The following is a 14,655-nucleotide window of genomic DNA, read 5'->3' on the forward strand; positions in this document are numbered from 1 at the left end:
GCACACCGCATCCAAAGCAGCAGCGAACACCGGAAACACCCCGGCCAACTCCCGGCCCATCCCCAACCGCTGCGACCCCTGCCCCGAGAACAAGAAGGCGCTCAGCCCACCCCGCGCGACCGTTCCCCGGGCCACCGATGCGGACGGCTGTCCGGCGGACACCGCCGCCAGTGCGGCCCTCGCGCTCTCGGCTCCGTCGGAGGCCACCACCGCGCGGTACTCGAGCGCGGCCCGCGTCGTGGCCAAGGAGTAGGCCACATCGACCGGTCGAAGTCCTGGTTCGGCCTCCAGGAACGACCGCAACCGTTCCGCCTGCGCGCGCAGCCCCGCTTCGGTACGGCCGGACACCAGCCATGGCAGCACGGGGGTGCTTCCCTGGTCCGACTCCGACTCCGACTCCGACTCGCCCGCGGTCCCCGCCCTGACAGGTGATTCGCCCAGTACGACATGGCAGTTGGTGCCGCCCATGCCGAAGGAGCTGACTCCCGCTATCAGCGGGCGCAGGTCGTCCGGCCACGGACCCAAGTCGCTCTGTACGCGCAGATTGAGTGCGTCCAACGGGATGTCGGGGTTCGGGCGCTCGAAGTTGAGGCTGGGCGGCAGCTCGCGGTGCTCGATGGCGAGCGCGGTCTTGATGAGGCCGACGATGCCGGCACCCGCTTCGAGGTGCCCGACGTTCGTCTTGGCGGAGCCGACCGGCAGCGGCGAGCCGGGTTCCCGGGCGGCGCCGAGGACCGCGCCCAGGGCGGCGGCCTCGACGGGGTCGCCCACCTTGGTTCCGGTACCGTGCAGTTCCACGTACTGCACGTCCGAGGGGTGCACGGCGGCGTCGGCGCAGGCCCGGCGCAGGACGTCCTCCTGCCCGGCCGTCGTCGGGACCGTCATTGCCGTGCTCGGGCCGTCGTTGTTGAGCGCGCTGCCGCGTACGACGCAGTAGACCCGGTCGCCGTCGGCGAGGGCGGCGGCCAGAGGCTTGAGGATCACCATGCCGCCGCCCTCGCCGCGTACGTAGCCGTTGGCGCGTGCGTCGAAGGTGAAGCAACGGCCGTCCGGCGAGAGCGCGCCGAACTCCTCGGTGGTGACGGTGCTCTCCGCGACGAGGTTCAGGTTCACGCCGCCGACGAGCGCCAGCTCCGCCTCGCCGCGGCGCAGGCTCTGGCAGGCCAGGTGGACGGCGACCAGGGACGAGGACTGACCGGTGTCGACGACCATGCTGGGGCCGCGCAGGCCGAGTGCGTACGAGAGCCGGTTGGCGATGATGCTGCGGCTCAGCCCGGTCAGGGTGTGCTCCCCGGCCTCGGTGGCGCTCCGGTGGAAGAGCGTCACGTAGTCGTCCCAGATGGCGCCCATGAAGACGCCGACCCGGCCGCCGGCAGCCAGGTCCGTGGGCACGATGCCGGCGTCCTCGAGGGCCTCCCAGCCGAGTTCGAGGGTCAGCCGCTGCTGGGGGTCCATCGCGGTGGCTTCTCGAGGGGAGATGCGGAAGAAGCCCGCGTCGAACCGGTCGACGTGGTCGAGGAAGCCGCCCCTACGGGTACGGCCAGTGGGCGTCGCGGACGACCAGCGGCCCTCGGGGACCTCGGTGATCGCATCCGTGCCCGCGCGCAGCAGCCGCCAGAAGGACTCGGGGTCGGCGGCCTGCGGGAGTCGGCAGGAGAGCCCCACTACGGCGATGGCTTCCCCGGCCGGAAGACCTTTCTCGTCCCCGCGTTCACCGTTCACGCCTCACAACCCCCTTTGTCCCGCTGTCCTGCTGTCCCGTTGTCCCGTGGTTCGGGCCTGGTGGCGCAGAGCCGACGAGGCGCCGGTTCGTCTTATGTGGCCGATCGAAAATTAGTAAACAACGGGGAATGATCCAACCCCAGGCCCGCCCCCTAGCCACCCCTAGATGTTTTTCCCGAGGTTCCGGAGCGGCCGGTCTTTGCATCACGCTGGCCGTCGACCAGCATGGGAGGAATGTATGGGATCTTTTCGGTTCGGTGTCGCGATGCACTCGGTCGGCGGTCGCGAGGAATGGGCCAAGAAATGCCGACGGGCGGAGCGCTTTGGTTACGACGTGATCCTGGTCCCGGATCATCTCGGCTTTCCCGCACCGTTTTCCGCGATGGTGGCGGCGGCCGAGGCGACGGAGCGGCCGCGGGTCGGCTCTTTCGTCCTCAACACGTCGTTCTGGAATCCGACGCTGCTCGGCCGGGACGTCATCACGGCCGACCAGCTCACGGACGGCCGGCTCGAGCTCGGTCTCGGAGCGGGGCACCGCAAGGAGGAGTTCGAGGCGACGGGCATTGCGTGGCGGCCGCTCGCCGAGCGGATCGACCACCTCGAGCGGACGATGGAGACGCTGGCCACGATGCTGGCGGACGAGACGCAGGCGGCCTCGCTGGTGCAGCGGCCCCGCCCGCCGCTCTTCCTCGGGGGCAACAGCGACCGCATGCTCCAACTGGGGGCGGCGCACGCGGACATCATGGGGTTCACGGCGCTGGCGAAGGCGCCGGGGCCGCGCGGGTTCCGCATTCTGACCGCCGAGGCCATGGCGGAGCGGGTCGCCTACTTCCGTACGCAGGCCGGAAATCGCGCGGACGAGGTGGAGCTGAATATTCTGGTCCGGGATGTCGTCATCACCGACGACCGGAATGCGCAGGCCCGGCGCTGGCACGAGCAGACGCCGGATCTGACGCTCGACGAATTCCTTGAGGCGCCCGCCGTGCTGATCGGTACCGTGGACGAAATCGCCGATCAGGTAAGGGCCTGGCGGGACCGGTTCGGCTACACCTATCTCACGGTGCACGAGCCGTGGATGGAGACGTTCGCGCCTGTGGTCGAGGCTCTCGAGGGCGAATAGCGGACAGCACGGAAGAACCGGTGCCGACTACCCGAGTATGTCGACGGCACCGGTTCTTCGTCGTAGTGAACTCCGCCGGACCCCAGAGGCATTTCCCGGCTATCGGAGTGAGCCCTTACCAGCGCACCGGGAGCTCGTACACCCCCTGCATGTCGGCGGCCTCGCGCACCCGCAGCTCGCTCAGCGGCACGTCCAGGCGCAGGGTCGGGATCCGCTCCAGCAGGCTCCGGAACGTCACCTCCAGCTCCAGGCGGGCCAGGCCCTGCGCGATGCAGTTGTGCGGCCCGAAGCCGAAGGCGAAGTGCTGGCCCGGCGCGCGCGTCACGTCGAAGCGGTGCGGGTCCGGGTACACCTCGGGGTCGTGGTTGAGCAGGGCGAAGGGCAGGATGATCCCGCTGCCCGCGGGGATCACCTGCCCGTGCAGCTCGATGTCCTCGGTGACGACCCGCAGGCCCGCCATGTCGGCGATGGTGAGATAGCGCAGCAGTTCCTCGACCGCGGCGGGCACGCCGCTCGGGTCCTTCCTCAACACCTCCATCTGGTCGGGGTGTTCGAGCAAGGTCGCCGTACCCAGGGCGATCATCTGTGCGGTGGTGCCCTGCCCGGTCACCAGCAGCTGAATGGCCATCCGTACGAGGTCGCCACGGTCCAGCTCGCCCTTCTCGACCTCCTCGCCGGCCAGCCGGTCGAGCAGCCAGGTGCCCTCCGCTTCGCCTCGGGAGGCGACCAGCCGGTCCAGGTAGTCGACGAGATCGGCGAGCGGGCCCTCGGACTGCTTGGTGTCCGTGGCCTGCAGCAGCTGGGCGCTGCGCGCGAAGAAGAACGCCTGGTCCTCCTGCGGTACGCCCAGGAGTTCGAAGACGACGCGGGAGGACAGCTCGGAGGCGAAGCCCTGGATGAGGTCCACCGGCGGGGTGCTCGCGAGCAGGCGGTCGACGCACTCGTCGACGATCCGCTCCACGTCCGGCCGCATGGCCCGGGTCCGTTTGATGGTGAAGTCGGGGATGAGCATCCGCCGGTACATGCTGTGTTCCGCGCCGTCCATCGTGACCAGGGTGCGGAACCCACGGGCGTCGAGCAGCCGGGGCGTGATGATCGGGAATCCGTCGCTGCTGCGCTCGGACGAGAGCCGGGTGTCGGTCATCAGCTCGCGTGCGTCCGCATGCCGGGTGACGAGCCATGCCTGTTGGCCGTCGTACAGCGTGACCTTGGTCAACGGGCCCTGCTCGCGTAGCGGTTCGTATCCGGCGGGCGGCTGGTACGGGCAGGTGCGAGGCTGCGGAAAGGTGAAGGTTCCCGCCTCGTCGGATACCGGAGCGGTCTCGGTCATCGTGGTGTCCTGACGTCGGTGGAACGAACCCGCGTTCCACGGTGCTGTTTCGATGCGGTCGGCAGTTTCGGGGCGGCCCGGTGCTCCGGGCAGGGCGGGCTCACTCGCCGCCCGAGCGGAGGAAGCCGGCCAGCTGCACCGGGGTGGGCCGGGTGAAGACCTCGGCGAGTTGCAGGCGTACGCCGAGGCGCTCCTCGATGCGTTGCGTCAGCTGCGCGGCGAGCAGCGAATGGCCGCCGCTGGTGAAGAAGTTGGAGTCCGGCAGCAGATCGGTGCGGTCGAGGACCGTCTGCCACAGCTCGACCAGTGTCGCGACCAGCTCGTCGTCGGGCACCGCTGCCTCGCCCTCCTCCTGCCCCGCCCGCTCCTCGCGCTCGGCGATCCGGTCCCGTACCTGGCGGGCCAGCGCCAGATAGTCGACCTTGTGATTGCCGGTGGTCGGCAGGGCGTCCACGACGACGAACTCGCCGGGCACGGCGGGGGCGGGCAGCTTCGTACGGGCGTGCTCCCAGAGCCGGTTGACCAGTCCCGGCGCGTCCGTCGCCACGAGGAAGGCCACCAGCGACGCGTCGGCGCCGCCGTCGCCGACCACCACGGCGGCGGCCGCGCGCACCTCGGGGTGGTCGAGCAGTACGCTCTCCACCTCCCCCAACTCGATCCGGTTTCCCCGGAGTTTGACCTGCCGGTCGACCCGTCCGAGAACTTCCAGCGTCCCGTCCGCGCGCCAGGCGGCCAGGTCTCCGGTGCGGTAGTACCGGCCGTGTACGGGGTGTACACGGAACCGGTCCGCGGTCAGCTCCGGACGGTTGTGGTATCCGAGGGCCACTCCTCCTCCGGCGATGCACAGTTCGCCCCGTACTCCCACCGGGAGCTCGCGGCCGTCGGCGGCGGCGATGAACACCCGGGTGTCGCGGATCGGCCGGCCGACGTCCACCTGGCCCACGGTGTCCCGGCGCACGACGCCGGAGGTCGACCAGATCGTGGTCTCGGTGGGCCCGTAGACATTGCGCAGCTCACAGCCGGTGTCCGCCAGCCGGTGCGCCAGGACGGACGGCAGCGGCTCGCCCCCGCACAGGACGCGGCGCCCGGACAGGGCGGACCCGCAGTCCTCCACCACCAGGCGCCAGGTGGTGGGGGTGGCCTGGACGATGTCGACGTCGTACGCACCGAGCAGTCGGGCCAGCACACGCCCGTCGGACCTGGCGGCGTCGGGTGCGATCACCAGACGGCCGCCGGTCGCCAGCGGGAGGAACAGCTCCAGGGCGGAGATGTCGAAGCTGAAGGTCGTCAGCCACAGCGTGGACTCCCCCGCGCGGGCCTTGAGTTCGTCCGCGAAGTGGCCTACGAGATTGGCGAGGCTGCCATGGCTGACCAGGGTCCCCTTCGGGCGGCCGGTGGAACCCGAGGTGTAGATGAGATACGCGCTGTCGGCGGGGTCCGGAGGGACGCCGGGGTCCGTTCCGTCCACGGCATCCGGCGTCGGTGCACCGCCCAGTTCACCGATCCGCAGCACCGGAACCCCCTCCGGCGCGGGCACTTTCAACCCGTCCTGCGCGAGCACCGCCCGCGCGCCGGAGTCCGCCAGTTGGTAGGCGATCCGGTGCGCCGGGTGGTCCGGGTCCAAGGGGAGGTAGCCGGCACCGGCCAGCCATACCCCGAGTACGGCCGAGGCGAGCGCGGCGCCGCGCGGGACGAGGAGCGCGACCACGTCGCCGGGCACGGTGCCCCGCCCGCGCAGCGCGTTGGCCACGGTCCGCGCCTCGTCCCACAGCTGCCGATAGGTGACCGGGCCGTCCGCGCCGTCGACCGCCACCGCCTCCGGGGTGCGGTCCACGGTGGCCCGTACTGCTTCCAGGACGCTGTCCGGGACCGCGTCCGGTACGGGGTCGTGCTGCCGTTCGGGCGCGGTCCGGTTGGCGGTGGCAATCACCGCGCGGTCCCGCTCGCTCCACCCCGTGATCGCGCTCAGGGGGCGGTCGAGGTCGCTGCCCAGCGACAGCAGCAGCGCCTCGTAGCGCCCCAGCAGGGCGTCCACGTCGTCGCGGGTGAAGACATCGGTGCTGTACACGGCCCGCAGGCGCAGCTCCTCGGCCGTGGACATGACGAAGAACTCGAGGTCGAACTTGCTGAACGGCACCTCGACGACGAGCGGGCTCGCGCCGAGTCCGGCGATCTCGAAGTCCGGTAGGCCCAGTCCCGGCACGTAGTTGAAGACGTGGCGGAAGAGGCTGTTGCGCCAGGCCGCGCCGTCGCGCGCGACCTCGTTGTAGAGGCTGTCCACGGGTACGTCGGCGTGGGCGATGCCGTCGAAGAACACCGTCCCGGTCCGTTCGACCAGGTCGGCGAAGCCCTTGGTGAGGTCGACCGGCAGCCGCAGGGGCACCACGTTGACGTGGTAGCCGACGGCGTTCGGCGCCGTCCGACTGCGCACGTTGACCATGGTCCCGACAGCGAGGTCGGGTCCGCCCCCGTGCTGGGCGAGCAGCAGGTAGTAGGTGGCGAGGAGGACGACCGCTTCGGAGGTGTTCAGCCGCTTCCGCAGTTCCTGGACCACGGCCCTCGCCGCGTCGGACAGCGGCACGGTGATCTGGTCCCCGGCGAGCGTGGCGCCTGCGGCCTCCTGCTTGCCGTAGGCCAGCGCCAGCCCACCGGGGTCGAAGCCGCTCAGCTGGCGCTGCCAGTAGGCGAGGCTGTCCGCACGCGGGGGGCTTTCTGTCAACGCCGGTACGCTCTTGAGGAGTTCCGGGTCCGGCGCGCGGCCTTCGGCAAGTGCGGTGTACGCGGCGACCAGCTCGGCGAGCAAGGTGCCGGCCGAGATGGTGTCGAAGACGAGATGGTGGACGACCAGACACACCACGTCCGCGTCGTCGCCCGCCAGATGCCCGAGGCGCACCAGCGGCCGGCCGTCGAAGGCGAAGGGCGCGGCGACGAACTCGGTCAACTGCGGTGCGCCGTCCGCGCCTTGGGGAATCGACAGCACCTCGACCGACGACTCGGCGGCCGGCCGCACCTGCTTGGCCAGTCCCGCCCCAGCGGCATGGAACACCGTGCGCAGCACCTCGTGCCGCCGCACGAGAAGCGTCATCGCCTCCTGGAGCGCGGACCGGTCCAGCCGTCCGCGCACTTGGAAGGTGAAGGAGAGGTTGTTCACGGCGGCGCCCGGCACCAGCCGTTCCAGCAGCCACAGCGCCTCCTCCTTGCGTGTGACCGGTTCCGGCCGCGGCAGGTCGCCCGCGCCTCCCTGGCCGAGGCCTACCTGAGCCTGCATGACTGCTTCCTCTCCCACCCGAGCGGGTTCAGCTTGTCGAATGGCCGTTACGGGCCTGTCAACCGATCAGGGCCGTCACGGCCTTGGCGACCTCGGCGGTGCGCAGCAGGTCCGCGTGCTCGAGGTCGAACCTGATCTCCTCGGCCACCATCCCCGGCCGCTCCTCGGCGGCCACCAGGTTCAGCCCGTTGGTGGCCGTGCCGGAGCTGATCGCCGTCGCCGTGCGCCACCCGTCCCGCGCGTCGATTCCCGCCGCAGCCACCAGGTACGACATGAAGGCGGTGACAGTGGCGGTGAACTCCTCGCGGCGCACGGCGTCCAGGCCCGCGCGGTCGAAGGCGGTCTCGGCCGCTTCGCGGTACACGTCGAGCAGCCGCTCGCCCAGCAGCGTGAGGTCGGTGACCTCCTCGCTGATGCGCTGCCCGGCCTGCTGGGCCGCCGTGACCTCCTCGGGCCGCAGCACCACTCCGAGTCCGTCGATGACCTTGTGGAACTGCCAGTAGACGGTGATGGCGTTGGGCGACTCGGGGTCGAACAGGACGACCTTTGGGGCGACTTTCTGCTCGGCGGCGATGCGGTCGGCCAGTGCGGCGGCGTAGACGCTGCCCGCGCAGAAGCCGAGTACGGCGCGGACCGGCCGGCCCGCGGCCCGGACGTCCGTCAGCCACCACTCGAGGTAGTCGCCCGCGGTCATGCCCGCCTCGGTGCCGTTGCCGGGCGGCACGGTCTCCAAGAGGGCGTACGGCAGGTCGAGTTGGCCGGCGAGTTCGGAGAATCCGGCTTCCGGCCGACCGGTGAACGGGTAGTCGACGGCGAGTACGACGCCGTCGTCCACGCCTTCTTTGAGCGTGAGCCACGAGATGGTTGCCACGATGAGGCACTCCCAAGCGCGCATGGGGATGCGACGACAGCCGCGTCCGCGGGGTTCGGTGCGCCCGGCCCGCCGGACCGAGGACTGTGGTGGGTCTTCGGCCCGGCGGTCAGGGCGTTGGGTCCAGGGGCTGTTGGGATCAGTAGAGCGAGGACGGGCCGTCGCCCAGGCGGAAGCTGGCCTGCTGGAGGCGGCCGAAGACGTTGCCGAAGAGGCCGGGGATGATCGACTTGCTCTCGGGCGTCTCGAGCATGCCCGGCAGTGCGAAGATACCGGCGTGCTCAGAGGTGATGCCCTCGCGGAACGCCAGCCGTACGTGCATGGTGACCGACTCGACCTCCGGCAGCGGCACGGTGCCGTCGGGCTTGCTGAGGATCTCACCGTCGGGGCCGCTCAGCTGGCAGGCGATGTGCACGCCGCCCTCGGCGGGGAACTGCGGGTCCCAGCAGCTCTTGGGGTCCTGCTCCTGCCAGTCCGCGCGGCTGACCTTGTAGAAGAGCTTGAAGTCCTCGCGGCGCAGATCCTCGCGGTCCGAGAACCAGATGACGAGATTGAGTGCGGTGTCCGGGTAGGTGAAGCGGCCCCGGTTCGTGTAGAAGACGGAAAACTCGATGGTCTCCCCCGGCGTGATGACCGCCGGCACGCCAATGAAGTTCGCTTCGATTTCGTCGTTGACCCGGAAACCCTTGTAATGACGGTACGTCGGGGCTTCCGTGGCAGCCGGAGAAGACATGTTTTTCCCTTCGAGGTCTGGCGAGAGTTTCTTTTCCTGCGGATAAAGTACGGACACAACCGGAAAGGGATCACCCCTGATGGCTCCCCTATCCGCCCCTAGCCACGCCCGGCCGTGCCGGGCGGACGATCGCCGAGCTGACGCCCGGGGACACTCGGGGCCGATCGCGGACCCTCAGGCCGACGGCACGGGCGCACCGAACCAGCGGTGCAGCGCGGCCTCCAGGGCACGTCGGTCCCCGGCACCGTCCAGGTCACCGGCCCAGCACACGTAGCCGTCCGGTCGCACCAGTACCTGACGCGCCCCCAGGTCCTCGGCCGCCGTCGCAGACCGCGCATCCACATGGGGCGGGCACGCGTCGGCGGTACGAGCGGCCGATGCGGCCCCGGCCAGGTCGAGGAGGACGCCCCGCCCTGCGCGCAGCAGCGCGTGGAAGCGCAGCGGACCGTCGGCAGTCGTCAGGTCCAGGTCGGGCAGTCGGCGGCCGACGAGCGGATGCTCGTCGCCGGGCATGGGGTAGCGCAGGCCGAGCCCGGACACGACCCCGGCCAGGTGGCGGTTGGTCTCCGGCAGGCGGAGCAGTTCGACGAGGACGTCCCGCAGCGGCGCCAGCTCCGGTCCGCCGTCGAGCAGCGAGAACTGGGCACGGGCCTCGCGCAGCAGCGCGGCCGCGGCGGGGTGCCGCTCGGCGTGGTAGCTGTCGAGCAGGCCGGGGGCGGCCCGGCCCTGGACCTGCGCGGCCAGCTTCCAGCCCAGGTTGAAGGCGTCCTGGAGACCGAGGTTGAGGCCCTGGCCGCCCAGGGGCACGATGATGTGGGCCGCGTCCCCGGCCAGCAGCACCCGGTCGCTCCGGTAGCTGTCGACCTGGCGGCAGGCGTTGCTGAAGCGGGAGGCCCAGCGGATCTCCTTGAGTTCGACGTCCAGGCCGCAGGCCGCCCGGATGGCGTCGCGGATCTCGGTCTCGGTGACCGCCTCCGCGCGCCCGGCGCGCTGCGTCTGGGGCCCGGAGAAGCTGAGCCGGTGGACGCCGTCCTCCAAGGCCCGTAGCGAGAACAGCAGTTGGCCGCCTTCGACGGGGACCAGACCGGCCAGGCTGTTGCCCGGCAGCAGGCGCAGACTGCGCTGCCGGTCGGGGTCGAGTTCGCCGTGCCACTGCTCGGGGGTGCGCGCGAGGACCACGTCGGCGGCCACGAACAGCTGGGTGCCGTCCGTACCGGGGAAGTCCGCGCCGAGCGCCTTGCGTACGCCGCTGCGGCCGCCGTCGCACCCGACCAGGTAGCGGGCGCGGAGTTCCCGCTCGCCGTCGCGCGTGGCCACCGTCACGGTGACACCTTGCGCATCCTGCGCCAGTCCGGTCACTTCATGCCCACGGGACACCGCCACGCCCAGCTCCGCCAGGCGTCGCTCCAGGCGCTGCTCCACTCGGGTCTGCACCACTCCTATCTGGTAGGGGTAGCGGGTCTGCCAGGGGTGGCAGTCCAGCGGTACGGGCAGTGCCCCGAAGAAGCTGTGGGCCGGGGTGCCGAGCACGATCTGGTGCTCGAGCAGCGGTTCCAACAGGTCGCGGGCGTCCAGGATCTCGGCGGTGCGGGGGTGCAGGTTGAGCGCCCTGGACTGCTCGCTGCGCTCCGTCAGGGACTCCAGCACCACGGGGCGCAGGCCGGCCAGCGCGAGTTCGGCCGCCACCATCAACCCGGTGGCGCCGGCGCCCACCACGATCACATCGGTGTCCATACGATTCCTTGCGGTTGTGGGTCGCTACGCGAATCGGCGCCTCGGTACGAGCACGGGTGCACGGCCGGAATTTCATGCCGGCAATTCGCGGGGGCTTCGAGCCTTCTGCACGCTAGGGAACCGCGCGAGCCACCATCAACCCTTACCCCTCCCCTTATCGCCCCTATTTGTCGGCGCCGGACGCCAGCCTGCACTCCTTTTCCTTGCCGACGCACAGCGGTTGGGAAATATTGTGCTCGGCAGTATTGGCGAACATTCACACGGAACGCGTCGAGGAGCCAACGATGACCACAGCACAGACCACAGACGTCCTGGTGGTCGGCAGCGGCCCGACCGGGCTCACACTGGCCAACGAGCTCGCCCTCGCCGGGGTCCGGGTCATCGTGCTGGACAAGCTGGCCGACCCCAACGAGCACTCCAAGGCGCTGGGCCTGCAGCCGCGGACGGTCGAGGTGCTCGACATGCGCGGTCTGCTCGCCACCGTGCTGGAGCGGTCGTTGACCCAGGTGCCGGACGCGCACTTCGCGGGGCTGCCGGCCGTGATGAGCTATCAGGGCTGGGGCAGCCGCCACCCCTACGGCGTGATCATCCCGCAGAACCGGGTGGAGGGGGTGCTGGAGGAGGCACTGGCCGACCGGTACGGCGTGACCGTACAGCGCTCGCACGAACTGGTCGACATCGAGCAGGACTCGGCCGGGGTGACCGCCACGGTGACCACGCCGGGCGGGGACATCCGCATCCGCGCCCGCTACCTGGTCGGCTGCGACGGAGGGCGCAGCGCCGTCCGCAAGCGGCTGGGCGTCGCCTTCCCGGGCACCCGGACCGCGTTCGCCGGAGTGGTGGCCGACGTCACCCTCAAGAAGGGCGCCGAGGCGGTGTCCGCCCGCCCCAAGTCCATCCGTGATCTCCTCGGCTCCGACAAGTCCCAGCAGAACAGGATGACTTGGCCGCTGGTGCCGCTGCAGCACGGGCTGTACCGCGTGGTGTGGGGCATCTACGGACAGAGCGAGGCCGAGGCGAACGCCCCGGCGACGGAGGCCGAGGTCCGCCAGTCGGTGGCGATGCGCTACGGCGACGCGGTGGAGATCGACGAGGTCCGCTGGCTGTCCCGCTTCACCGACTCCGCCTATCAGGCCGAGCGGTACCGCCAGGGACGGGTCCTGCTGGCCGGGGACGCCGCCCATGTCCATCTGCCCGCGGCCGGCCAGGGCCTCAACCTGGGCGTGCAGGACGCGATGAACCTGGGATGGAAGCTCGCCGCCGAGGTCAACGGCTGGGCTCCTGAAGGCCTGCTGGACAGCTACCACGGCGAGCGGCACCCGATCGGCGCGAGCGTCGTGGAGAACACCCGCGCCCAGGCGGTGCTGACCAACCCCGCCGAGGAGTACGACGGGCTGCGGGCGATATTCGTCCGGCTGCTGAAGATCGATGACGTCAACCACCACCTGGCCGGCATGGTGTCCGGACTGGACATCCGCTACCCGATCGCCGGGAGCGAGCAGGACGAACTCGTCGGTGCCCGCATGCCGGACCTCGACCTCCGGGTCGACGGCGGCGAATCCACGGTCAGTGCGCTGCTCCGCTCCGGACGGGGCGTCCTGCTCACCACCGCGGCCGCCCCGCGCTTCGGCACGCTCGCCGGCCCGTGGTCGGACCGCGTCGACATCGTCACCGTGGACGCCCTGCCGGACTACGACGCCGACGCGGTACTCATCCGCCCCGACGGCTATGTCTGCTGGGCGGCGACCGGCGCGGAGGCCGCCGCCCGGCAGCGGCTCGAGGAGGCGCTGTGGACCTGGTACGGGACGGCCCGCCCGGCCGCCGCCGGGACGGGCCCCGCACCGGAAGCCGCCGTCTCCCGCTGACGACCCGCGTCCGCACCCCGCCGCCGTCGCACCCTTCGCCCGCACGGGCTCCGATGCGGCGGCGGGGTGGTCGCCGCCCTCCGGCGCGTGACCTGACGACAGCGTGGCCGCACTCGACTCGAGTGCGGCCACCTGCACTTCAGGACCCGTCACAGTCCGCGCCGACCCCTCAGGGCCACGATCGCCTCAGCTGATGGCGTCCACGTCGTGCCACCCCTTCGCCACCACGACCGGGGCGCGGAAGACCGCGGTGGGGTTCGCCGGGTCGAAGGTGCCGGTGTGGACATAGGCCAACAGCGTGCCGTCGGACCGCAGGCCCAGCAGGTCCGGTCGACCATCGCCGTTGATGTCCGTGACGGAGATGATGTCCATCGCGTCCCAGCCGTGACTGATCGTCACATAGCTTGCATCGCCGAGCGGTTCACCGTCCGCGTCGAAGCCCTCGGCCGGTGGCCGGTACAGGGCGAGTTCGCCGTTGTCGTGCAGGACCAGGAGGTCGACCGCGCCGGACCCGGTGATGTCGGCGGCACCGATCGGGATGTCGGTCGCGCCGATGGTGGCCAGCCGGGTGGGCGCGGCGAAGCTGTCGGTGCCGTCGACGTCGCCGCCGGAGGGAATGATGTCGATCTTGCTGGTGTCGATCTGCCTGCCGAGGATGTCGGTGATCCCGTCGCCGTCGATGTCGGCGAGCGCGATGGTGTCGTAGGCGACTTCGGGCAGCCGCCCGCCGACGTGGATGGGCTCGGTGAGGGTGTCCAGCCCCTGGAGTCCGTTCTCGTTGAGGCAGATGTACGCCTGCTCCTCCGCGGTGAGCGCGAAGATGTCGGCCTTGCCGTTTCCCGTGAAGTCCCCGGCTCCTACCCACACATAGTGGTCGGACCGAAAACCGGTCGCGATCGTCACCGGCTCACCGTAGGTGTCCAGCCCGTTGAGGGTGCCGCTGTTCGGATAGACCAGCAATTCGCTGGTCTCGGCATTACGGACCAGCAGGTCCAGCCTGCCGTCTCCGTTGAACGACCCGGAATGGCCGGTGTAAGTCAGCATCCGCTCTCCCGTATTCGCGTGGGCTCGAATTGCGATGAAAATTCACCCACACCGCGAGGCCGAGGGCCACCATGCCGGGTGAATCCGCCGCGGACCACCGCCGCAGACCACCTTCCACCTTATTGCGGCCACCTCCGCGATAAACCCCTAGCAGCCCCCTAGCACCCCTTATACCGTGTTCTACGTGGTGGGTTTGCGGAGGCGTTCGCAGCGGCAGAGGGCGGCTGCACGTCCGGGGAAGGCCAGGGGGTTGCCGGGTTTCCGTTCCGCGTGGGACTCATGTCCCCTGTGCACATGGGCCACCACCGGCTTCAGTGCGGGGCTGCCGTGCGTGTCGGGCGCGGAGAGGCCGACACGCAGGGGCGGTCCGTTCGCGCGGGGCAGGCTGTGATCACCGATGCCCGAGGCCTCCCAAACGCCGGCGTCCGTGTCCGACGGATCCGGCCCGGATGGGCTGTGAACTGCACGCGATCGCCGCCTTCGCCGGGCACCGGAGCCGATGAACATGGCCAGGACCGGACGCCGGCCGACCGCCGAGCACTCACAGGGTCCCCGGGAGCAGTCGCGCTGCCCGGTGACCGCGTCCGGCCGTCGGCCCCCGTCCGCCGGGCTCATCGCGCCCCGCGCGGCGACGCGTACCCGAGGCGGTCCGCTTCCTGCGGTTCACAGGCCCGCTGACCTCGACCGGAGCAGATGCGTAGGTGTTTTTACTGATGTACTTCGCCATCTCATGTGGCACATTTAGCGGCACAGTTGTCGGCATCACCCGACCCTAGGGGGACTGTATATGCGGTACGAGGTCCTGGGCAGACCCGCGCCGATAAGCGGGCAGAGCACCCTGTCCGCCGGCGCGAGGCGAGTGTCCCGACCGGTCGAAGCTCCCGGGTCGTTTCGCACGGAGTGTGCGTCAACAGGGTTCTGACCAATCCTCCCGCCACGGCGAGGACAACTCCCGCACGGGCCCCGTG

9 protein-coding genes are annotated in these 14,655 nt (G+C 70.5%); 2 read left to right on the forward strand and 7 right to left on the reverse strand.

All coding sequences use genetic code 11. From position 1 onward, the window contains the following. The coding region (locus tag ADK64_RS28345) for a type I polyketide synthase (protein ID WP_267888568.1) at nucleotides 1–1,722 on the reverse strand (1,722 nt) is incomplete at its 3' end. A gap of 238 nt (nucleotides 1,723–1,960) precedes the next feature. Between ADK64_RS28345 and ADK64_RS28350 the strand changes: the two genes are divergently transcribed. Beyond that, nucleotides 1,961–2,842, forward strand: a complete 882-nt coding sequence (locus ADK64_RS28350) for an LLM class F420-dependent oxidoreductase (RefSeq protein ID WP_053663415.1) — start codon at nucleotides 1,961–1,963, stop codon at nucleotides 2,840–2,842. Between the two features lie 115 nt (nucleotides 2,843–2,957). On the opposite strand, the gene ADK64_RS28355 is transcribed toward ADK64_RS28350, so the two are convergent. From ADK64_RS28355 to ADK64_RS28375, 5 genes are all read right to left on the reverse strand, one after another. Further along, nucleotides 2,958–4,172 (reverse strand): cytochrome P450, encoded by a 1,215-nt coding sequence (locus ADK64_RS28355; protein WP_053663417.1) that lies wholly within the window; start codon nucleotides 4,170–4,172, stop codon nucleotides 2,958–2,960. Nucleotides 4,173–4,272: 100 nt separating this feature from the next. Beyond that, a complete protein-coding gene (locus ADK64_RS28360; RefSeq protein ID WP_053663419.1) occupies nucleotides 4,273–7,440 on the reverse strand; it encodes a non-ribosomal peptide synthetase in 3,168 nt (1,055 codons plus the stop codon). Nucleotides 7,441–7,498: 58 nt separating this feature from the next. Beyond that, nucleotides 7,499–8,311 carry a hypothetical protein gene (locus ADK64_RS28365; protein ID WP_159046348.1) on the reverse strand — a complete coding sequence of 271 codons (813 nt, stop codon included), beginning with the start codon at nucleotides 8,309–8,311 and terminating at the stop codon, nucleotides 7,499–7,501. Nucleotides 8,312–8,450: 139 nt separating this feature from the next. Then, nucleotides 8,451–9,044 carry a hypothetical protein gene (locus ADK64_RS28370; protein WP_053663423.1) on the reverse strand — a complete coding sequence of 198 codons (594 nt, stop codon included), beginning with the start codon at nucleotides 9,042–9,044 and terminating at the stop codon, nucleotides 8,451–8,453. Between the two features lie 174 nt (nucleotides 9,045–9,218). Further along, entirely contained in the window at nucleotides 9,219–10,778 is a 1,560-nt protein-coding gene (locus tag ADK64_RS28375) for an FAD-dependent monooxygenase (protein ID WP_053663425.1), read from the reverse strand. Nucleotides 10,779–11,062: 284 nt separating this feature from the next. Here ADK64_RS28375 and ADK64_RS28380 point away from each other — a divergent pair, with 284 nt between their 5' ends. Beyond that, entirely contained in the window at nucleotides 11,063–12,643 is a 1,581-nt protein-coding gene (locus tag ADK64_RS28380) for an FAD-dependent monooxygenase (RefSeq protein ID WP_053663427.1), read from the forward strand. 186 nt (nucleotides 12,644–12,829) lie between these two features. On the opposite strand, the gene ADK64_RS28385 is transcribed toward ADK64_RS28380, so the two are convergent. After that, nucleotides 12,830–13,687 carry an FG-GAP repeat domain-containing protein gene (locus tag ADK64_RS28385; protein ID WP_053663429.1) on the reverse strand — a complete coding sequence of 286 codons (858 nt, stop codon included), beginning with the start codon at nucleotides 13,685–13,687 and terminating at the stop codon, nucleotides 12,830–12,832. Between the last annotated feature and the right edge of the window lie 968 nt (nucleotides 13,688–14,655).

The sequence above is a fragment of the Streptomyces sp. MMG1121 genome, from assembly GCF_001280015.1.
Lineage (GTDB): Bacteria > Actinomycetota > Actinomycetes > Streptomycetales > Streptomycetaceae > Streptomyces.

Coding starts and splice junctions, on each gene's coding strand:
- ADK64_RS28380 (WP_053663427.1), top strand. CDS start 11,063: ATGACCACAGCACAGACCACAGACGTCCTGGTGGTCGGCAGCGGCCCG.
- ADK64_RS28370 (WP_053663423.1), bottom strand. CDS start 9,044: ATGTCTTCTCCGGCTGCCACGGAAGCCCCGACGTACCGTCATTACAAG.
- ADK64_RS28360 (WP_053663419.1), bottom strand. CDS start 7,440: ATGCAGGCTCAGGTAGGCCTCGGCCAGGGAGGCGCGGGCGACCTGCCG.
- ADK64_RS28385 (WP_053663429.1), bottom strand. CDS start 13,687: ATGCTGACTTACACCGGCCATTCCGGGTCGTTCAACGGAGACGGCAGG.
- ADK64_RS28355 (WP_053663417.1), bottom strand. CDS start 4,172: ATGACCGAGACCGCTCCGGTATCCGACGAGGCGGGAACCTTCACCTTT.
- ADK64_RS28350 (WP_053663415.1), top strand. CDS start 1,961: ATGGGATCTTTTCGGTTCGGTGTCGCGATGCACTCGGTCGGCGGTCGC.
- ADK64_RS28375 (WP_053663425.1), bottom strand. CDS start 10,778: ATGGACACCGATGTGATCGTGGTGGGCGCCGGCGCCACCGGGTTGATG.